This is a genomic window from Rufibacter hautae (assembly GCF_008271695.1).
GTDB classification, from domain to species: domain Bacteria; phylum Bacteroidota; class Bacteroidia; order Cytophagales; family Hymenobacteraceae; genus Nibribacter; species Nibribacter hautae.
The window spans coordinates 676,589-697,338 of record NZ_VKKY01000001.1; the positions used below are offsets into that span (position 1 = coordinate 676,589).

At 47.8% G+C, this 20,750-nt stretch carries 16 protein-coding genes; 9 read left to right on the plus strand and 7 right to left on the minus strand.

Going from position 1 to position 20,750, the window contains the following annotated elements:
- The 4 genes from FOA19_RS02675 to gmd all read right to left on the minus strand — a co-directional run.
- On the minus strand, positions 1-4,591 hold a 4,591-nt coding region (locus FOA19_RS02675; protein ID WP_223808704.1), incomplete at its 3' end, for a PQQ-dependent sugar dehydrogenase.
- A gap of 309 nt (positions 4,592-4,900) precedes the next feature.
- Positions 4,901-5,788 (minus strand): class I SAM-dependent methyltransferase, encoded by an 888-nt coding sequence (locus FOA19_RS02680; protein WP_149089247.1) that lies wholly within the window; start codon positions 5,786-5,788, stop codon positions 4,901-4,903.
- Positions 5,789-5,922: 134 nt separating this feature from the next.
- On the minus strand, positions 5,923-6,885 hold the full coding sequence (locus FOA19_RS02685; RefSeq protein WP_149089248.1) for a GDP-L-fucose synthase family protein: 963 nt from the start codon (positions 6,883-6,885) through the stop codon (positions 5,923-5,925).
- Positions 6,886-7,998 (minus strand): GDP-mannose 4,6-dehydratase, encoded by a 1,113-nt coding sequence (gene gmd, locus FOA19_RS02690; protein ID WP_149089249.1) that lies wholly within the window; start codon positions 7,996-7,998, stop codon positions 6,886-6,888.
- 560 nt (positions 7,999-8,558) lie between these two features.
- On the opposite strand from gmd, the gene FOA19_RS02695 reads away from it, so the two are divergent.
- Positions 8,559-9,950, plus strand: coding sequence for an undecaprenyl-phosphate glucose phosphotransferase (locus FOA19_RS02695; protein ID WP_149089250.1), 1,392 nt, complete (start codon positions 8,559-8,561; stop codon positions 9,948-9,950).
- A gap of 9 nt (positions 9,951-9,959) precedes the next feature.
- Here the strand turns inward: FOA19_RS02695 and FOA19_RS02700 are convergent, their stop codons facing one another.
- On the minus strand, positions 9,960-10,205 hold the full coding sequence (locus FOA19_RS02700) for a hypothetical protein (protein ID WP_149089251.1): 246 nt from the start codon (positions 10,203-10,205) through the stop codon (positions 9,960-9,962).
- Positions 10,206-11,086: 881 nt separating this feature from the next.
- A complete protein-coding gene (locus tag FOA19_RS02705; protein ID WP_149089252.1) occupies positions 11,087-11,521 on the minus strand; it encodes a hypothetical protein in 435 nt (144 codons plus the stop codon).
- A gap of 568 nt (positions 11,522-12,089) precedes the next feature.
- Here FOA19_RS02705 and FOA19_RS02710 point away from each other — a divergent pair.
- The 6 genes from FOA19_RS02710 (at position 12,090) to phoU (ending at position 18,105) form a co-directional block, all read left to right on the plus strand.
- A complete protein-coding gene (locus FOA19_RS02710) occupies positions 12,090-13,388 on the plus strand; it encodes a porin (RefSeq protein ID WP_149089253.1) in 1,299 nt (432 codons plus the stop codon).
- Positions 13,389-13,416: 28 nt separating this feature from the next.
- Positions 13,417-14,319: a phosphate ABC transporter substrate-binding protein gene (locus FOA19_RS02715; RefSeq protein ID WP_223808705.1), complete on the plus strand. Its 903-nt coding sequence runs from the start codon at positions 13,417-13,419 to the stop codon at positions 14,317-14,319.
- A 23-nt stretch (positions 14,320-14,342) separates the two neighbouring features.
- Positions 14,343-15,548 (plus strand): phosphate ABC transporter permease subunit PstC, encoded by a 1,206-nt coding sequence (gene pstC, locus FOA19_RS02720; protein ID WP_149089254.1) that lies wholly within the window; start codon positions 14,343-14,345, stop codon positions 15,546-15,548.
- 3 nt (positions 15,549-15,551) lie between these two features.
- Positions 15,552-16,436, plus strand: coding sequence for a phosphate ABC transporter permease PstA (gene pstA / locus FOA19_RS02725; RefSeq protein ID WP_149089255.1), 885 nt, complete (start codon positions 15,552-15,554; stop codon positions 16,434-16,436).
- Between the two features lie 81 nt (positions 16,437-16,517).
- Positions 16,518-17,270, plus strand: coding sequence for a phosphate ABC transporter ATP-binding protein PstB (gene pstB, locus FOA19_RS02730; RefSeq protein WP_149089256.1), 753 nt, complete (start codon positions 16,518-16,520; stop codon positions 17,268-17,270).
- A gap of 130 nt (positions 17,271-17,400) precedes the next feature.
- On the plus strand, positions 17,401-18,105 hold the full coding sequence (phoU, locus tag FOA19_RS02735; RefSeq protein WP_149089257.1) for a phosphate signaling complex protein PhoU: 705 nt from the start codon (positions 17,401-17,403) through the stop codon (positions 18,103-18,105).
- A 187-nt stretch (positions 18,106-18,292) separates the two neighbouring features.
- Here the strand turns inward: phoU and FOA19_RS02740 are convergent, their stop codons facing one another.
- Entirely contained in the window at positions 18,293-18,475 is a 183-nt protein-coding gene (locus tag FOA19_RS02740) for a hypothetical protein (RefSeq protein ID WP_149089258.1), read from the minus strand.
- Positions 18,476-18,723: 248 nt separating this feature from the next.
- On the opposite strand from FOA19_RS02740, the gene FOA19_RS02745 reads away from it, so the two are divergent.
- Positions 18,724-19,686, plus strand: a complete 963-nt coding sequence (locus tag FOA19_RS02745) for a YheT family hydrolase (RefSeq protein ID WP_149089259.1) — start codon at positions 18,724-18,726, stop codon at positions 19,684-19,686.
- 292 nt (positions 19,687-19,978) lie between these two features.
- A complete protein-coding gene (locus FOA19_RS02750) occupies positions 19,979-20,668 on the plus strand; it encodes a C40 family peptidase (protein ID WP_223808706.1) in 690 nt (229 codons plus the stop codon).
- Positions 20,669-20,750 lie beyond the last annotated feature (82 nt).

Genomic DNA, 20,750 nt, shown 5'->3' on the forward strand with positions numbered 1-20,750 from the left:
CAGTCAGCGCGTCCCCGTCTGGGTCAGTGAAGGTGCCGCTCGGCACGGTGTAGGCGTACGCAGCGCCTGCCGCCACGCTCTGGTCCGGTACCGGTGCCGAAACCACCGGCGCCTGGTTCGTGGCACCGCCTCCGCCATTCACGAAAATCCGTGGGGTACGTTTGTCCCAGCCTATAGAGATGACATCTAGGTCACCGTCATTGTCAAGGTCTACCGTTTGCGTACCGTCATGGTGATCTGGAGTTGTTGCACCACCCGCATGCAGAATCCGCTTGATCCAAGTACCGGAATCACAGATATCATTTTCAAAGGCAATTAGCCGGTGGTCATTTTTCCATTCGCCGGTGACCACATCTAAGTCGCCGTCAAAGTCGAAATCCACTACATCTAAACTAAGTCCGGCATCTACATCTGTGCCTATCACTTTCCTGGTCCAGGTTTTGGTAGGATCGGTAGGAATTTGCAACCAGCTAATCTCTCTATCAATGCCATCTTCGGTCACCACTGCTTCCAAGACCCCATCCCTGTCAAGGTCATAGAATCCATTCCGCTCCATTTTGGAAGGAAGAGTGACTCCTGTCGCAAACTGGGTCCAGGAGCCATTGTCATTCCTAAGCCAATTTTTCCCTTGGAATAGGTCCAGATCACCGTCTTTGTCTATGTCAACGGCAGACATAGACTCGCCTACCCCTACCGGCATGATGTCTTTTATAGCCCAGGTGGTGATGGCCGGATTGGTGGGAACAGTCAACATCTGCACAGGCAATTTGTTTGCGTCAGCCCCATTCCAGGATAAAGCAATCTGGATATTCTCTACCCCGTTGAAGTTACCAATAGCTGCTCCTGCAATAAAGGTTTTGTCCTGGATTGACCCCGCTGGAAAACCACCCGGAATGTTGGTATGGATAATGAAGTTCCCTTTCCCATCATTCTGTGCCCATGCCATCTGTGAGCTAAGGTATTTGCCTTGGAAACCGAAAATGTCTAAGTCTCCATCTTTATCCAAGTCATGAACAAGCACCATGTTGTTCAAAGGGGCACCAATTATATTTTGCGTCCAAACTCCATTAGGTATTCCGGGGTTGCGGTACCACCACCCACCAGTTACAATATCTTTGAACCCATCATTATTGATATCTACCGGGTAAATGTAGGCAGCCCGGTAAGCCACATCTGGCCCTATAATGTGCTCTGTCCATTTAACAGGGAAAGGATTGTCCACACAAAGCAGTTGGGAAGCCACATTTATCTGGATCTCATGACTGTATTCCGTTAAACTATGGTCTGCGTTTGCCAAGGCAAGCTTCAAAGTATGCGCACCCAAGGATAGGTTATCAACTGTTATGGGAGCTGTACTAATGACATCACCTTTGTCTACGCCGTCTATGATCTTATGAATATGCGACGTCTGACTACCAATAGGCCAGTAGTTCACATTGAAATTGATCTTGAAAGGTTGAACAACTGTGGCACCACTGGCAGGGTTTGTAATGGTGATATTGGGTTTCTGCACCGTTTCCTTGCCATAAATTACCTCAATGGCATTTACCTTAGCCCTCCCCACAACACCGGTAAAAGGCATGGTCAAGGAGCCATCAGTGACCTGGATACCATTGAACCTTTCTATTTGTGCCGTTCTGTATCCGGCCCTGCCAAAGATGTCATAATTGGAAAGCGTGTATTGCCCGTTTTCAATGTTCACGTTGAACAGCCTTGACCCGGTTTTGGTGTAATCCAATTCGGCGAAATGTAGTTTAACATCATACACTCCACTCTGAGGCACTGGGATATTATAGGTAAAGTTGTTGTTGACTTCAGATAGGTAGATTACGTCTGAGGTGGTATTGTCTATAGGTACAGTAGTCTTGGTAACGCTAGTACCACCAGTCTGAAACTGGCTTTTGGCCCATTGCACTCCATTCACTTCAATAGCAGGCCCACCAGAGTTAATCCGGATAAACACCTCATCTAAAGTGAAGTTTTTAGTTAGGAGCGTGGAGGAGACCACTCCACTTTCGTTTTTTCTGTACAAAACAGAAAAAACATTCTCCACCTGAGGCACAATGCTGGTGGTATTGAATACCACCGTTTTTCGGTCACTTTGTAAAACCGCCGATAAAATGCTGATCCCGTTACTGACACTGTAATTAGAAAGGGACTCTGCAGAGGCTTGGTCTAATGCCTCATTAAACCTCACCTGGAACTGGTTTTTAGACGTGCCCTTTATAGAGTATATATTAGGCGGTGTCGTGTCTACTGAAACGCCGGCCCCAATAAACTCAATATAATTGACGTCAAAGAGGTTGATGTCTCCGGTCTGCTTCTTGAATACAATGTACAGGTCATGTTTTCCCCCAGGGTCTGTGATGGTGCCGGTCACATCTCCCCACCTGTCTAAACTACCAGTCACCGGAACAACCACCTTGCTGAGGATTGGTCCGTCTGGGGAGTCTCGGTGAACCTCAATGGTACCGCCTAAGGTGGAGGCAATTCTGTACGAGACAGAGTGTATGTTTTTGAGGTTTCTGCCCGCCATCATCACATAAGCGCCATGTGACAAAGCCCTTACCGAATAAGAAGCTCCTCCCAGTTGATCTGTATTATCTATCAGGCGGGTGTTTGACTCCGTGTCATAATACTCCGCCTCCATTATCTTTGGATGCACCGTTACCTGGTCAAAAGCAGTTAAGCCACCTTTATCAGTATAACTAGTCTTAAAAATATAGAAGATGTCATCAGGCCCCTGCGCATCGTGCCCGCTGGGATCTAGGTAAAAAGTACCTTTGGTGTTGTTGATGGTGATACCATCATGCGAATGGGTTAAGTGCCCAAAAGCCGGAACAAGTTTTAGCGCACTGCTACTGATGGTACCATTGGCGGTGGAGCCGTCCTCCGCATCATTCACCACGATGTCATAATTGAGGTTATCTTCCCAACTGATCATACCGCCATCTACCGGGCTGTTAAACTGAAAAGTAGCCGCGGTATTGCCAGCGTAGATTTTGATCGACTTTGAGGTGGTGGCTCCCTTTGTATCTGTTACGCGTAATTGTACATCATAATTTAGCTTTTGAGTAAAGGTGAAGGATGGGTTTGGCTCGCTTGAATCAACCGTACCATCTGACTGAAAATCCCAGGCGTACGTAAGGGCATCTCCGTCTTGGTCAGAAGTACCCTCGCTGGAAAAATTAACGGTTAAAGGCAGAGGACCAGAGATAGTACTTGCATTCAGGGCCACTACAGGGCTTTTGTTTGTATCAATTCCGGTATAGTCTAACCTGACCAGCTTGCCACTCCCAACGTTTCCGGGGCAACAGCCAGCACCGTATTCCAGGATATACAACTGTCCGTCTGGGCCAATCTTCAAATCCATGAAACCCGCCCCGGTGATACTTGGCGCGAACGGTTGGTTTGAAAGGATTTTACCGGTGGCGTCTAGTTTTACAACCCAGATTTTACTTTGGTTGAAATCATAATAGAAGAAGGCCTGGTTAAACTCTGAAGGCAGCTTCTTAGGGTTGTTAAGCGCTGAATTGTAGTAGTACCTTGGGCCTGCCAGGTAACATTGGTGAAAAAAGTCTAACCAGGACGATTGGGCAGGAGGTAACGTTTTTGCACCTGAATTCCATTTAGAAAGGTTTACCGGATTGTTTTTATCATAGTAGAAGTCCGGCTCTGCGTAGGTGTTCAGGTAAGGCCGGTTCGCACCTGAGAGATAGGGCCAACCATAATTGCCCGCACTTTTTGTGAGGTTTATCTCATCAAGCCCTTCTGGGCCGGCATCACTGGCCACATCCGCGTCGGGCCCAACTTCCCCCCAGAAAAGCCAATCAGTTAGGCCTTTGTCTACAAATATCTTAAAGGGGTTTCTAGCCCCCATTACGTAAATCTCGGGTAAACCACCCTCTCCGTTGGGGAACAGGTTCCCTGCCGGAATAGTGTAGGTACCGTTTGCCTCAGGTTTTATCCGTAAGATTTTACCCCTGAAATCATTTGTATTAGAGGAGGTTCTTTCAGCACTAAGGTTGGCGTTGGATTCATTAAGCGGAGCGTACTGAGAGTGATTGGAATTGTCACCGATGGCGATGTATAAATTTCCTTTAGAGTCAAAATCCATATCTCCGGCGGCATGGAAATACCCATTTCGGTCACTCGTCCATTCTAACAGTACTCTTTCTGAAGTTAGATCAAGGTTGTCACCGTTCATCAAGAACCTGGAAACCCTATTCTTTGGGAGAGTGGCATGTGAATAATGTATATACACATAGTGATTCACCGTGAAATTGGGGTCGAAGGCAATAGCCAACAGCCCTTCTTCCATATCATGGAAAACGTCTAAGGTACCGGCAGATACCGTTGTTTGCAGGTTGGGTTTGTAAATAAACAACTCCCCGTACCTATCCAGAATAAAGATTCGGCCATCTGGTGCAAACTCAAAGTTGATGGAGTTCTTTAGACCTGTTATTAATTCTACTTTTTGAAAGCTGGTTGGCAACTGTGCGGATCCAACCAGAGGAAAAAGAAATAAAGAAAATGCAAAACCCTGCAAGAGTATACACTTCCATAACTGGAAAGTAGATTTTGTCTTCATAAAGCTACGCTACTGTATACAATATCTAATACAAATCATTAACAATCAGACCTAATACCAACAAAAACGGGGGAGCAACAATCAGGAATTCTTTGAATGTTAGATTAACTATCTCTATGACGTATGACTATTTTCTATTTCAATTCTAACCTTACTATTAGTTTTATCTATAATCTCACTACAAAAATTATAAATCTATTATTGTTATACTTTTCCAATAACACCCAAAAAACCTACCCTATTTTACTACACAGGAGTAGCTCCAAAACAGCAAGCCTTCTACCAGTTATATTTCTACCTTCAAGGCAATCAATCTGCAGACACCAGCTCTTTTTTCTTGGCCACACACATCAGCGACAGAGCACTGGAATCGGCGTTAGGGTCCCGGCCAGACAGAATGTTCCCCAATCTGTATTTCAGGGATGCTTTGCCTTTCTGGCCCTGTAAAACCTCGGATCCTAATTCATGGTTGTGCGGGAAAACCTTGACCTCAAATTCATTTGGGGTTAGGGTATCAGTGAATAGCTCTTTGGTGACCCCGTGCCCTGGTTTATGGTGGATTTCGCATTTTAAGCCCCAATACTGCTGGCTATCTGTCTTATGGAAGCCATGGCCTGTGATTTTGTAGAAGATAAGCCTTCCCTCCCATAGCACTTTTGCCAATCCTTTGTAATTCCAGGCGCTAAACTGCGGATCATGGTCTGTCACAATCAGGCCCCCTGGTTTCACTAGGCGGGCGGCTTCTTTTAAAATGGCGGCCATGTCCTCGCAGTGGTGAAGCGCAGCGTTCAATGCCACGATATCCGCAAACCCCGAAACAAACGGCAGGTGGGTGGCATCTGCTAGAATTGGGAGGTACCCTAATTCGCCTGCCAGTTCCAAGGATTTCGGGGCCACGTCAACCCCAATTAAAAGCTTTGGTTTGCCCTTGAGTGTTGCATAGATATTACCAGGCCCACAACCTATATCCAACACTATTTTGTTTGTCCAATCGCCCACAGCGGCTTGCCACCTACTTTTGAAACTGTCGCTTCTATGGCAGTAGGTGAGATACTCTTCTGCCCACTCAGGATGATTGAAGTAATAAGCATTGGCTTTTAACCCTTCTGAGGGATTATGGATGGGACACTCCAGATATTTGTCAAGCTGTTTGATTTCTGCATCTGGAAGCAAATAAGGCTGGATTTCTTTCAACATGGCTTTGGGTTTAGGTTATCACACGATTTTCATTTCCTACACCTGCTTCACTGCCTCCCTGGATAATGAAAGAGTACAGGAAACATAATCTGGTGATGACAGAAAGAAAATGTGGTTTCTGCCTTTACTTTGCTTTAGGCTTCTGTGAGTGCCTGTTGCTGCCATTCTACCCGGTAACGGGCATTTATCTCCTCATACACGTTCTTCACCCCATCCTCCAAGGAGATTTTTGCTTCCCAGCCACAGGATTTGAGCTTAGACACATCTAGCAGCTTACGTGGGGTACCATCTGGTTTGCTCTTGTCCAGCACTATATGTCCTTCATACCCCACTACGTTTTGGATCAGTTTTGCCAAATCCAGGATGGAAATGTCTTTCCCTACGCCTATGTTAATGAGGCCGGGCTCGTCATAGGTGTTCATCAGGTAAAAGCAGGCATCTGCCAGATCATCGGCATGCAGGAACTCCCGCTTGGGAGTACCACTACCCCAAAGCTCCACCATGGGCAACTTTTTCTCACGGGCCGTGATGAACTTCCGGATCAATGCGGGCAGCACATGGGAGTTTTGAAGATCGTAATTATCATTTGGTCCATATAGGTTGGTGGGCATCACCGAGATGAAGTTGCACCCGTATTGGTCGCGGTAGGCATCGCACAGTTTTATCCCGGCTATCTTGGCAATGGCATACGGCTCGTTGGTTGGCTCTAGATCACCACTTAAGAGGTATTCTTCTTTTAAAGGCTGTGGGGCTAATTTTGGGTAGATGCAGGAGGACCCCAGGAACAGAAGCTTTTTAACGTGGTGTACATACGAAGCATGGATCACGTTGCCCTGGATCATGAGGTTGTCATACAGAAACTCGGCCCGGTAGGTATTGTTCGCCACGATTCCCCCTACCTTGGCGGCTGCCAAAAAAACATAGTCTGGCTTTTCTGCTGAGAAAAAATCGTTTACCTGCGACTGGCTACGCAAATCCAACTCACGGGAAGAGTAGGAAACAATATTGGTATACCCCTCCTTCTCCAATTTTCTAACAAGAGCTGAACCCACCATGCCTCTATGGCCGGCTACGTAAATTTTAGCACCTGGCTCCATCTACTCAAACTGGTTATTGATCTGGTAACCTGCCTCCAGCAGAATCTTCTCTTTGTGGAAATTCTCCACATCAGCTTCCATCATTTCCTTCACCAAGGCTGCAAGGTCATATTTAGGTTGCCATCCCAGTAGTGTTTTGGCCTTGGTAGGATCCCCAATCAGCAATTCTACCTCGGTGGGGCGGAAGTAGCGCGGGTCAACGGCAATTACCTCCCTGCCTATTTCCAACAAGAAATCTGGGTTAGAGCAAGACGCAACAATGCCTCTTTCATGTACCCCTTTCCCTACAAATTCAAGCTCAATACCAATTTCGGCAAAGGCCATCCTCACGAAATCCCGGACGGTGGTCGTTATCCCCGTGGCGATGACATAATCCTGTGGTTCTTGCTGCTGCAATATCAGGTACATGGCTTCCACGTAATCTTTGGCATGCCCCCAGTCTCGTTGGGCATCCAAGTTTCCCAAGAACAATTTGTCTTGCATTCCTAAGGCAATTCTGGCAGCCCCTCTGGTGATCTTACGGGTTACAAAGGTCTCGCCCCTTAAAGGACTCTCGTGGTTGAAAAGGATTCCGTTACAGGCAAACATGTTATAAGCTTCCCGGTAGTTGACCGTGATCCAGTAGGCATACAACTTAGCGACGGCGTAGGGAGACCTGGGATAGAAAGGGGTGGTTTCGGTTTGGGGCACTGCCTGCACCATTCCGTAAAGCTCAGAGGTGGAGGCCTGATAGATGCGGGTCTTTTCTGCTAACCCCAACAGCCGTACCGCCTCCAGCACGCGGAGGGTACCGGTTCCATCTACATTAGCGGTATACTCTGGGGTTTCAAAACTCACCTGCACATGGCTCATGGCACCAAGGTTATAGATCTCGTCTGGCTGAACCTGCTGTATAATCCGGATGATGTTGGTAGAATCCCCCAGATCGCCGTAATGAAGCTTTAAATGGATGTTTTCTTCATGCGGATCTTGGTACAGGTGATCTATTCTATCTGTATTGAACAGAGAACTCCTACGCTTGATCCCATGCACTTCATATCCTTTACTTAGCAGGAATTCTGCTAAGTAAGCACCATCCTGGCCCGTGATGCCCGTAATTAATGCCCTTCTCATAACTTACAAGATTAAATCTAACTTATTAATTAAATTATTATATATTATAAAGAAGGCTCTGCAATACACCTTTAAAACGCGCAAGAAGAAGGTTAGCTTGATGAATTTACACAATGAGCAAACCTTCTTTAAAGGTCAATTCCTTTGATAACAGTAAGAGGGGATGGTAGATATTTCTTTAGGATTTTCTCCGCAAGAAAGTGGCTTAGCCTTGATAGTTGAAGTTTTTGATTATACTTTTCTATACTTAAAAGCTGATTTCATTCTCATTTCGCTAGTCCTCTGCAATACTTCTGCAAACACCTGTCAACTAGACAGAGGTGGGTAGGGTCGGGGATGAAAAAGATTTTCTTTTGTAGGAGGCTGTTGGTAATAATAACAGCTATTAGTAGGAGTACAGGTCTGTTTAAGATTTTCTTGAAAACTAATGTACTAATTAAAAATCTAATTTAATATTTTTTTATTAATATTTATTTTGCTTTATTCACGCCTCTCTCCGCTACTCGCGAACACCCCTATCTAATATTCTATACAAATACTTATACTATGCTCTATCCACCATGCCGTACAAGTATACTACCTTTTTTAAATGGATAAGTATATCAATTGATTACCTCTTTTTAAACCTTTCCTTATCCATTGGTTTACTTCTAACGAACCCTGCCCAATTAGAATCCGGCATCCCAGATCAATACAAGCTCAACTTTCTCTTATTCAACCTTATGTGGTTCTACTGTTCTCACTTAGTAGAGCTGTACCAAGGTGTGCTCAGCAGGGAAGCCATACCTACCATCAAAGCCACCGCGTTGGCCTTGGCTATGTACTTTTCTGGGCTGGTAGCTTTGCAACTGACCCTCAAACAATTGCCGCTCTCCTTTGAGTTTGTGTGGCTCAGCTCTTTTTTGTTCGGGTTTGTGCTGCTCACGGTGAAAGTAGCCTTTCTCTTCATCCGGAAAACCAAACGCCACCTCCTTATCAACTACAAGAAGGTAGTGATTATAGGCGCGGGCAAAACAGGAGAAAAGATCAGGGACTACATCAACCAAACCCCGCACCTGGGCTATAAAGTAGAGGGCTTTTTTGACGACAAGCCTGGCAACGGCAGCAACCTGGATATTCTAGGGTGTATAGACCAATGCTTTCCGCAGGCCAAAGCCTTGGGCGTTTCAGAGGTATTCTACACTCTTCCCAACCAAGACAAGGAAAGGGTAGATGCCCTGATCCATGAAGCCGATAAAAACATGATGAGGTTCAGGCTTGTACCGGAGATCAACCTATTCCAGGAAAAGAATGTGTTTATTGACCTGAATGGACCAGTACCTATTCTCACCAATAGGCAAGAACCGCTGGAAGACCGGGCCAACCGATTGGTGAAACGGGTCTTTGATCTGCTTGTCTCCTCCCTGGTCATTGTTTTTATCCTCAGCTGGCTTATACCCGTCATGGCGGTGATTATCAAGCTGGAGTCTAGAGGACCGGTATTTTTCAGGCAGTTACGCTCAGGCAGGTACAACAAGCCATTTTACTGCTTCAAATTCAGAAGCATGCGCCTAAATGACGAATCAGACAAAAAGCAGGCCTCCAAAGGAGACGCCCGGGTTACCAAGGTAGGAGCATTTATCCGGAAGACCAGCATTGATGAATTGCCGCAGTTTCTGAACGTCTTGATGGGCGATATGTCTGTCATTGGCCCGCGACCGCACATGCTCAAGCATACTGAAGATTATTCAGCCTTATTTGATGAGTACATGGTTCGGCATTATTTGTCTCCGGGTATCTCCGGTTGGGCCCAAGTGAATGGCTTCAGGGGCGAAACAAAAGACGTGCAGAGTATGCAGAAAAGGGTAATGGCCGATATCTGGTATATGGAGAATTGGTCACTCCTGTTAGACCTCAAGATCATGTTCTTGACCATCTGGGTAACCTTCAAAGGAGACCAGGATGCTTACTAAATGGAAGATTTATACTTTCGCCTGAACAGTGGCTTTTTGCTGGGTCTTCAGCAAAGAAATGAGATTTTCTACCTTAGGGTGCCCCATATTCATAAACAGGATCACTCCAATAAGCACCAGACAGTAACCGATACCAACACTGACCATGCTTTTCCCAAGGAAGGAGATAATGATCTTTCTTATAAAGAATGCCCCTAAAAGGCCAATAGTAGCACCTATTATTCCATATATAAATAACACTGCTACTTCTATCATAACATCTCCAAATGTCGTTAAACAAGTGCAATATAAGTACTTACAATATATGAAAATAGTTGCATCTATTTTCATGCCCCACTTTCATTATATAACATTAAGTAGAAACGACCTCCTACTCAACCGCTCCTTTTCTGGCAGTAAAAGCCAATAAAACCCTCTTTAAGGCACTTCAAGGCATATTATTCACAAGTAAACACCCTAAAACACATCTGTAATAAAGCGACAAACTTATTTGATATTTAAAACCTGAAAAGAATTATACTGAATTAACAAGCCAGAAAGGATTTGACAAAACTACTAACCATTCAGTGACCTCATCTTCTTTAAATGATAATATTATTCACACAATTAACAACAAGTAGATTTATAGAATAATATAGACATCAATCATCAAAAGGACAGAATAGGATCAGGTATCACCTTAGTTTAACAGGAGAAAACCTAAGGCCCAACAATCTATCACAAAGCCATAACCAAGATTCTTATAAATTGAAGCAAGACCCTTGGTTAAAAGTGATTTACTACCTGCTTATCATAATTTATGATTATAAATACACTACCCTTTTTACCTACTCCTTCTTTTATCCTCTTTTACAAGAATAGCCCAAAAAACAATTGAGCATTTTGGCACTACAGGAATCCTAAACCTGTAGGAAGGAAACACCAGAATAAATATCTGCCCTTAAACTCAGATCTGCTTTAGAACAGTTTTGCGCTGATTTTCCAGAAACTAGGTCTTAAACAAGAAATGCGCTGGCATTTAGGCGAATTAAAAAAGGGCTACGCGGAGGGGCTGCTGGATATCATCCAAAGCAACTCCTTTGCATGGCCCTTCTTTGTTTTTAGTTTAAACTTTTGCCTTACTACTTAAACCCTGCTCAGGCGGCTACTACGTCGTCTTTTGTGGCTTTCACCTTTTGCTTTGTAACAAGCAGCCATCTTTCGGCGGCAAGTTGGCTGTCAAAGATGCCGATCTTCACATTTTTAACTTCTAGCCGCCCGGCGTAGTCTGGTGACAAATTGCTTTTGGGAGGTTTCACCCACGCGAAAAAAGCACAGGTTGTCTTGTCCAGTTCCAGGAACCCCACAGTAGCAGCCCAGATGGCAGTGGCTTTCCAGTGCGTAGTTACGTTTGAGTTATTGTTCAGGATCAAGTGGCACCTTTCCTGCTCCAGCATGCTCAACAGGAACCGGCATCCATCTAACACGTTTTGTCTGGTAATATCGCCCCACCAGTCTACGTATAGAATAGAGGTTTCATTATCTACCGTAATGGTAATGTAGGGTTCAATTAATAAGATGCTTCTAGCCATAGCAACAATTGACTTACGTGGAGCTTACTCTGCAAAAAGTGTCATTAAATATAAGATAATTTAATTTGGCACCAAAACTTCATTTACTGTTTCTCACCTTCCTAATTCCGCAGCAACAGATTAGGTTTCAACCTTTTATTTTAAAACAGGTTTCCTAAAAACAGCCTTAAAACGGCTTTCCAGCGTTTCCCTGCGTTTGCTTTCCTATCTACGGCCAAACATGGTTTGAAAGTTCTACAAAACACTGCTTTATATGCGTCTATTACCAAAATCTGAAGTAAACAACTGCCATCCAGAGACCAGGAAAGCATATTTACACTTCTTAACAATTAGGTAACATAGAAGTAATATTCAGGCAATACTGTCCCTCTACTTTTGCACCATCAAAAGACCACGGCTAAAAACCCGAGACTAATTTTTAAACGTGTGTTTTTTGATGGGCAGAACAGAATCAAAGGCAATAACGCTGAAGTGGATGTTTTCCTACCATTACCCTCTTTTCATTCTGACTAAATGCAGAGAGGCAACAGTTACAGAATTTTACAATTAAACACTTCACTTTTTGCTTATGTTCTCACCCATAAACAAAAGCGTAACCAGATCTTATTTTAGAAAAATAAGTGTGATTGCTGCGTTTCTGCTTTCCGCTGGGGTAGCCCAGGCCCAGGTTCCGGTAAACCCAACCCGGGATTCGGCCGCTGTCACTTCTGCCCAGGACTCAGTGATGGCCAAACCAAAAGCTCCGGAAGCCCCCAAGGCACACTGGTATGACAAAATATCGTTGCGCGGATACGTGCAGATCCGTTATAACCGCCTGCTGGAAAGCAACCCAGATTTGAGATCAGAATACGACCGCTCTGTGGGCAACAACGGCGGCTTCCTCATCAGAAGGGCGCGTCTGGTGTTCAGCGGCAACGTACACGAAAGGGTGTACATCTACATCCAACCAGACTTGGCCTCCACCCCCTCCGGCAGTTCCACCATCCACTTCGCGCAGCTCAGAGATGCTTACGCCGATGTGTCTCTGGACAAGCAAAAGGAGTTCAGAATCAGAATTGGCCAAAGCAAGGTGCCGTACGGCTTTGAGAACATGCAGTCAAGCCAGAACCGCCTCACCCTGGACCGGAACGACGCCCTCAATACGGCCTTGCCCAATGAGCGGGACTTAGGCGTGATGTTCTACTGGGCTCCGGCGCATATCCGGAAGAGATTCAGCGAGCTAGCCAACACCCAATTCAAAGGCTCCGGCGATTACGGGGTATTTGCCCTGGGCGTGTACAATGGCCAGACTGCGAACAAACAAGAAGCCAACAACAACCAGCACGTGGTGGCCCGCCTCTCCTACCCCATCGCCTTCAAAAACGGGCAGATCATAGAACCCGGCATCCAGGCTTACACCGGGGTGTACACCGTCACCTCAGACCAATTAAGCAGCTCCGAGATCAAGGGCGGTAACTTTACCGATCGCCGGGTGGCTGCCAGCTTTGTGCTGTATCCGCAGCCCTTCGGTTTCCAGGCCGAGTACAACGTGGGCGAAAGCCCCACTTTTGACCCGGCTACCCGCACCATCCAGACAAAATCCCTGAAAGGGGGTTACGCGCAGGCCATGTATGCCTTTAAATTAGGAGGGCAGAACTTTATTCCTTTCCTGAAAGCCCAGTACTATGACGGTGGCCGGAAAGCCGAGACCGATGCCCGCTACAGCAAAGTGTATGAGACCGAGATTGGGGTAGAATGGCAGCCCATCCCCGCTTTTGAGCTGGCCGCCCAATACACCATCACAGACCGCACCAACAGAGACGCCCGTAACCTGGACAACCGCCAGCACGGACAGTTATTGAGAGTACAGGCGCAAATCAATTTTTAAGGCAATTCTGCAAAACTGACGCAAAAACATGAACACGACAATGATAAAATCTATCAAAACACAGGTAAGCAGTTTATTGGTTGCCACCTTGTTACTGGGCGCCTGCAGCAAAGGCGGCGATGCCAAAAAAGAGAATGTAGAAGGAGATAAAGCTACCTCCGGGGCTACCTCCATCACGGTGAAAGGCAGTGACACTGTCCTACCATTGGCCCAGCAGGAAGCTGAGAAATTCATGGGCAAAAACCAAGGCGCTGCCATCACCGTGGTGGGCGGCGGAACCGGGGTGGGCCTGTCTGCCATGCAGGAAGGCACCACTGACATCGCCATGGCATCCCGCAGTCTAAAAACCGAGGAGAAACTGAAACTGAAAGGCGCCAAGAAAGACGTAAAGGAAGCCCTCATCGCGTATGATGCTCTTTCTATCATTGTGCACCCCAGCAACAAGGTGAGCCAACTGACCCGCGAGCAACTGGAAGGCATCTTCACCGGCAAAATCTCCAACTGGAAAGAAGTGGGCGGCGCCGACGAGAAAATTGTGCCTTATTCCCGTGAGACCAGCTCCGGTACCTATGAGTTCTTCAAAGAGCACGTAATGGACAAAAAGAACTACGCCAACGGTATTCTTATGATGCCGGCCACCGGTTCTATTGTACAGTCTGTAAGCCAAACCAAAGGCGCCATCGGGTACATTGGCCTGGCCTACGAAACCAAAGAGGTGAAGGCGCTGTCCGTGTCTTATGACCAGGGCAAAACCTTTGTGGCCCCGAGCCTGGAGGCCGCCAAAAACAAAACCTACCCTATTTCGCGTCCGCTGTTCTTCTTCTATGACGCCACTTCTGAGGCCAAAGTGAAACCGTTTGTAGACTACGTGCTTTCTGCCGAAGGCCAGCAGACGGTGCAGGAGATTGGCTACATTCCTTTAAGCAAATAATTCAACCCGCTTAACCCATTCCCTTGAAAAGGTACTTCCACAATCTGGGCGAAAAGTTAATTGAAGGCTTGATTACCATCAGCGGCACGGTGACTAGTATCACCGTGCTTTTGATTGTCTTCTTCCTGTTCAAAGAAGGTTTGGGCATTTTCAGCCAGTCACCGGTGGCCGAGGGCTCCGTGATTGCCGTGCACCAGAACAACCCGGTCAAAGAGCTGAAGGCAGAAGAGGTGAAGGAAATCTTTGACCAGAACATCACCAACTGGAAAGAGTTGGGCGGCCCCAATGCCCCCATCAAGCTGTTCTCCATTGATGACATCACCGATTATTACACAGAGGAACAGATAGGGGCCAACTTTGAGTACCTGCCCCAGCGCCTGAATGAACTGGTAGCCAAAGAACCGAACATTCTGGCCTTCTTCCCCGAGGAGTACTTGGCCAAGGATTTCAAGGGGCACCAGATAAAACTGGCCAATGTCTCTTTGGGTGACTTTTTGTTGGGCCGGCAATGGTACCCTACCATCCAACCGGCGGTGCAGTTGGGCGTGCTTTCCCTCATTCTGGGTACCCTGTGGGTAAGTTTGGGCGCTATCCTTATTGCCTTACCTTTGGGTCTGGCCTCGGCCATTTACCTAGCGGAAATCGCGAACCCCAAAGTGCGCAACATCCTTAAACCAGTTATTGAGCTGTTGGCCGGTATCCCCTCCGTCGTATATGGTTTCTTTGGGCTGGTGGTGATTGTACCGCTTATCCAGGATCTGTTCGGCTTACCGGTGGGCGAGACTGCCCTGGCGGGTAGCATTGTCTTAGGTATTATGGCGCTGCCTACCATCATCTCGGTGTCTGAGGATGCCATGCGCACCACGCCGCGGGCCATGAAAGAGGCCAGCCTGGCGCTGGGCGCCAACAAGTGGCAGACCATCTACAAAGTCATTATTCCTTACTCCATTTCCGGTATCTCTACGGCGGCCATCCTGGGCATCGGTCGGGCCATTGGCGAGACTATGGCCGTGCTGATGGTGACAGGCAATGCCTCGGTCATCCCGCATACGTTCTTGGAACCGGTGCGCACCATTCCGGCTACCATTGCCGCGGAACTGGGCGAGGCGCCGCAGGGAGGTATTCACTACCAAGCGCTCTTCGCGTTGGGTTGTATCCTGTTCCTTATGACTTTGGTCATTAACCTTACCGTGGATTTCGTCTCTACTAAAAAGAAAGAAAACAGATAAGCCATGGCATTCGGAACTACTTCCTCGTCGCATAAAAGTAAGAAGCTGGCGCAGAGTGCGGCCTTCTTCATCTTCCGGTTGCTCAGTTTCTCGGTAGTGGCCATTCTGTTGGTGATCCTAGGTTTTATTCTGGTGCAGGGCATTTCCGTGATCAGTTGGGAATTCCTCACCGAGATGCCCCGCGAGGGCATGACTGAAGGCGGTATCTTCCCGGCGCTAGTGGGTACGCTGTGCCTGGTGGCAGGAAGCATGCTGTTCGCCTTCCCTATCGGTATTCTGTCGGGCATCTACATCCATGAATACGCCAAGGACAGCTGGTTCAAGCGCTTTGTGAAACTCATGACCAATAACCTGGCCGGGGTTCCATCCATTGTGTTCGGTCTGTTTGGGATGACCCTGTTCGTGAATCAATTCGGCTTCGGAGATTCCATTTTGGCCGGTTCTCTTACGTTGGGATTATTGGCCCTGCCGGTAGTGATCAGGACCACCGAAGAGTCGCTCAAATCCATTGATGACTCTTTCCGCATTGGGTCGCTGGCCTTGGGGGCTACCAAATGGCAGACCGTCAGCCGGGTGGTATTGCCCATGGCGTTCCCCAACATCATCACCGGTCTTATTTTGTCCATTGGGCGGGTTTCTGGCGAGACGGCGCCCATTCTGTTCACGGTGGCGGCGTACTTCCTGCCCAAACTGCCCACCAGCATCTTTGACCAGGTCATGGCCCTTCCGTACCATTTGTACGTAATCTCCACCAGCGGCACAGATATTGAGGCCTCTAGGGCAATGGCCTACGGCACTGCCTTCGTGCTGATTTTGATTGTGTTGCTGGCGAACCTATTGGCCAACTGGCTCCGCCGATACTTCGGCAAAAAAGTAAAAATGAACTAACTTGTGTTTTGGGCCCAGTTTTTTAGAATCGGGTTTAAAACAGGAATTAAACTTTCTCCGGCTGCTCCTCTTAACATTGATATGAATAGTGTAGAAACCAAAGACGTTCACCTTTATTACGGCGATTTTCATGCCCTCAAGGGAATTACCATGGCCATGAAAAAAAACCAGGTAACGGCTTTCATTGGTCCCTCGGGCTGCGGCAAGTCTACGTACCTGCGCTGCTTCAACCGCATGAATGACCTGATTGACGGCGTGAAGATTGAGGGCGATATTCTCATTGACGGCGTAGACATCTACAAAACCAACATCCAGGTAGACGACCTGCGCAAGCACGTGGGCATGGTGTTCCAGAAACCCAACCCGTTTCCCAAGTCCATCTTTGAGAACGTGGCCTACGGGCTGCGCGTGAACGGCACCAAAGACAAGCGGTTCATTGAGGAGCGCGTGGAGCGATCCCTCAAGCAGGCTGCCCTGTGGGACGAGGTGAAGGACAAACTGAAGAAAAGCGCCTTTGAGCTATCTGGGGGGCAGCAGCAGCGCTTGTGCATTGCCCGCGCCCTGGCCATTGAACCATCGGTGGTGCTCATGGACGAGCCTACTTCGGCCTTGGACCCACTTTCTACCGCCAAAACAGAGGAACTCATCCACCAGTTGAAGGAAGAGTACACCATTGTGATTGTAACGCACAACATGCAGCAGGCCGGCCGCGTGAGCGATTATACCGCGTTCTTCTACCTGGGGGAGCTGGTGGAGTACGCCAAGACTAAAACGCTGTTCACTAACCCCAAAGACCAGCGCACGCAAAATTACATCACCGGTCGTTTCGGTTGATTTCTGGCAGCAACGCTGTTTTGAAGCCGATTTTCTGAAAACAAGCTTTAAACACAGTGGCAGAATAACGTAGATCATTAGGGTAAATCCTGCTTTTCAAGTACCTTCTTTTAGCAGAATCAGGTTAGATATGAATCAATTAGATAAAGAACTTCTTCGGATTAAAACCAAGGTGGAGGAGATGTGGGATTTGGTGGACTTCCAATTGGCGGCCGGCAAAGAAGCCCTCATGACCTCCAATGCAGACCTGGCGAAGCGGGTGGTCAAAAGCGGGAAAAAGGTGAATGCCTATGACATCAAGATTGACCGCATGTGCGAGAACATTTTCGCGCTGTTCAACCCGGTGGCCGTGGATCTGCGCTGGGTTCTGGCCATCCTGAAGATCAACGCCAACCTGGAACGCATTGGGGACTACGCCGAGAGCATTGCCGCCATGCTCAAAGAAGCCAAACCGCCCATTGAACCCACCTTGCTGGAGGAAAGCTGCCTGCTGGAGATGTACGAGGGCACGGAAACCATGCTGCGCAACGTACGCAAGGCTTTTCTGGAGGAGGACACGGAGCTAACCCGCCAGGTGATCAAGCAGGACAAGCTGCTGAACAAGATCCACGGCAGAACAGACAAGGTGCTCATGCGGTACTTCCAGACGCACCCAGACAACATCTACCAAAGCCTGAAAGTGGCGGGCATCATCCGGAAACTGGAGCGGATGGGCGACCACACCACCAACATCGCAGAGGAGATTGTTTTCTACGTGGATGCCAAAGTGGTAAAACACAAACAGAAGAAAAAGAGAAAAGACAAAGGCCCCGAGGATGCGGACCAAATATCTTAATGATTTTGCTTTTACCCCAAAAGAAATGCCTGACTTTGCAGTCAGGCATTTCTTTTGGGAAGTAGTTTAATCCTCCGGGGTTACTCCTCACCAAGGCCACCCTTGGTCACCACTGAATTACTTGCCGAGCGCGTTTCATGGCCGTTTTATTAAAAAAGAGCCTGAACCAATCTGCCTTGTAAACCGGTTAAGCCATGGTAGCTTCTCCCGCAAGGTCATACCCCAGTTGCTGGCGGTACATGGCCTTCAGGGACTCCAATTTTGAAACAGCCACCAGAATCATCTGGTCTGCGGTAAGGAACTCATTCTCCGTCTGCTCGCTTAACAGACTTTGAGGAGTTATATTCTCTAGGGTATTAGTATTTTTCATCGCCAGGTAGAATCAGGGTAAAAGTCTATTTCCTAAGTAATAATAAAACAAACATAGGCGCTTTTAACTCCTTTCATCCGCCTTTTAGGTCTACTGGCCTTTGTTCACGCCCAACCCGCGCAATCAGACGTTGAATTTGTATAGTACAATTACCTTCCAATCTTGCCCACGGTGTCTTTGTTTGCAGCCACCCTTGAAAAGCGTTACTTTTGCAGCCCCCGGCAAGAGACTTACCCGGCTGTAACCCTATGCCTTTACTTCCCACTCCAGATATCCGGCGGCCATTTTACCTCCTGAACGGGCATCTCCAGACCATTCTCCCCAGTACGCTCCGGCGCCTTCCGCCCCACGCCTATACCCGGGAGCGGATCCAGACCCCAGACAAAGATTTCCTGGATCTGGATTGGTCAAAGGTGGGTTCCCAGACGTTGGTGGTACTGTCACACGGCTTGGAGGGAGATACCCATAGGCCTTACATGAAAGGCATGGTGCGCGCCTTAAACAAAGCCGGCTGGGATGCCCTGGCCTGGAACTTCAGGAGTTGCAGCGGAGAGCCCAACCACTTGCTCAGGTCTTACCACATGGGTGCCGTGGAGGATCTGGACCTGGTGGTGCGCCACGCCCTGCAAACCGGCAAGTACCAGACCGTTCATCTGGTGGGCTTTAGCATGGGCGGCAACCTTACCCTGAACTACCTGGGGCAATGGACTGAGAAAGTGCCGGCGCAGGTGGCCCGGGCTGCGGTCTTCTCAGTGCCCTGCCACATGAAGAGCGCCTGCCTCCAACTGGCCAAACCCGCTAACCGCATCTACATGAAGCGCTTCCTGAGGTCTCTCCACGAAAAGCTCAAGGAAAAGTCCCAGCGGTTTGAGTTAGACCTTGCCGGCTACGAGCAGATCACCACGTTTGAGCAGTTCGATGACCGCTATACCGCCCCCCTGCACGGCTTCGAGAACGCCGCCGACTATTACGAGCGCTGCAGCTCGGTCGCGCACCTGCACCGCATCAAAGTGCCCACGCTGCTGGTGAATGCCCAGAATGATCCCTTTCTGTCCAATGAATGCTTCCCGGTGGAGCAGGCCCGCCAGAACCCTAACTTTTACCTGGAGATGCCCAAAGAAGGAGGCCACGTAGGCTTCTCAGAGGGTTTTCTCAAAGGCCGTTACTACTCTGAGCGCCGTGCTGTGGCGTTCCTGCAAGGAATAGTGTAAGCCGTTTCACAGCTGTTTTTGCAAAATGGGCTTGAAAATAAGGACTGTACCCAACAAATTTCCCTAGGAATACTCTTTATAAAAATTCTCAATTTAAACCCACTGAGGTTCAATTAGATAACCTGAAACTTTGGATTGGCAGAAACTTTTAGGATACTGTTCAAATCAATGTCGCCGTTACCATAGGGGTTCTCGGTCATTCAAGTGTCTTCTGATTACTTTTTCAATGAGTGGGTAGAGCGGAAGGATAAGGTGGAAACTCATTTTAATAAAAAAGTGGAATGCTTTATCTTTGATTTTGATTGATATGCGCCAACACCAGATAGCTTTGAACAACGTCTCTAAAAGATCAACTCTGCTTCTCCTGAGCCTGCTGATGCTGCTTGGCTCTTGCGGAAAATCTTCTTACTCCACCTTCAGCAAGCCCAATGAAAAGTACCGGTCGGCCCGGGAAATTGCCGAGATGAAGAAGCGGGAGCGCATGGCGCGCAGATCAGGTTCCAAAAAACCACTCAAAGAGATTCACATTTCCTCCGGCCGTGGCCGGAACAATCCGGGCTCCATCCACTTGGGCAGCAACCGCGCCGTCCGCCGCGACATTGAGACCGTAATCTCCACCGCCCGGTCTTACACCGGCACTCCTTATCAACTGGGAGGCACCTCCCGCATAGGTATGGACTGCTCTGGTCTGCTGTGCACCTCTTTCCAATCCATAGACGTTTTGCTGCCCCGCACGTCTACAGAGCAAAGCCAGTTTGGGCTCCCTATCTCCACCCAGGAATTACAGGCCGGCGATCTGGTGTTCTTCAGTTCCTCCAAAAGTGAGTACAACATCACCCACGTGGGCATGGTTACCGAGGTGAGAAACCAGAGCGAGGTATGGTTCATTCATGCTTCCACTTCCCTAGGCGTGAAAGAAGACAATCTCTACGCTCCCTACTACCAGAAAATCTTCGTGAAGGCTGTGCGTCCCGCCATCTAAGTTATCGTTTTATTAAATTATCCTTTTTTTCAAAAAGCGATCCTTTAGGAAAATCGCTAGAAGAATTACGTATTTTTACTAA

What these genes read in the sequence shown, in the direction of transcription:
- FOA19_RS02695 (WP_149089250.1), top strand. Translation starts at nt 8,559, where the DNA reads ATGCCGTACAAGTATACTACCTTTTTTAAATGGATAAGTATATCAATT.
- FOA19_RS02705 (WP_149089252.1), bottom strand. Translation starts at nt 11,521, where the DNA reads ATGGCTAGAAGCATCTTATTAATTGAACCCTACATTACCATTACGGTA.
- FOA19_RS02745 (WP_149089259.1), top strand. Translation starts at nt 18,724, where the DNA reads ATGCCTTTACTTCCCACTCCAGATATCCGGCGGCCATTTTACCTCCTG.
- FOA19_RS02700 (WP_149089251.1), bottom strand. Translation starts at nt 10,205, where the DNA reads ATGATAGAAGTAGCAGTGTTATTTATATATGGAATAATAGGTGCTACT.
- pstA (WP_149089255.1), top strand. Translation starts at nt 15,552, where the DNA reads ATGGCATTCGGAACTACTTCCTCGTCGCATAAAAGTAAGAAGCTGGCG.
- pstB (WP_149089256.1), top strand. Translation starts at nt 16,518, where the DNA reads ATGAATAGTGTAGAAACCAAAGACGTTCACCTTTATTACGGCGATTTT.
- FOA19_RS02710 (WP_149089253.1), top strand. Translation starts at nt 12,090, where the DNA reads ATGTTCTCACCCATAAACAAAAGCGTAACCAGATCTTATTTTAGAAAA.
- FOA19_RS02685 (WP_149089248.1), bottom strand. Translation starts at nt 6,885, where the DNA reads ATGGAGCCAGGTGCTAAAATTTACGTAGCCGGCCATAGAGGCATGGTG.
- gmd (WP_149089249.1), bottom strand. Translation starts at nt 7,998, where the DNA reads ATGAGAAGGGCATTAATTACGGGCATCACGGGCCAGGATGGTGCTTAC.
- phoU (WP_149089257.1), top strand. Translation starts at nt 17,401, where the DNA reads ATGAATCAATTAGATAAAGAACTTCTTCGGATTAAAACCAAGGTGGAG.
- FOA19_RS02680 (WP_149089247.1), bottom strand. Translation starts at nt 5,788, where the DNA reads ATGTTGAAAGAAATCCAGCCTTATTTGCTTCCAGATGCAGAAATCAAA.
- FOA19_RS02740 (WP_149089258.1), bottom strand. Translation starts at nt 18,475, where the DNA reads ATGAAAAATACTAATACCCTAGAGAATATAACTCCTCAAAGTCTGTTA.
- FOA19_RS02715 (WP_223808705.1), top strand. Translation starts at nt 13,417, where the DNA reads ATGAACACGACAATGATAAAATCTATCAAAACACAGGTAAGCAGTTTA.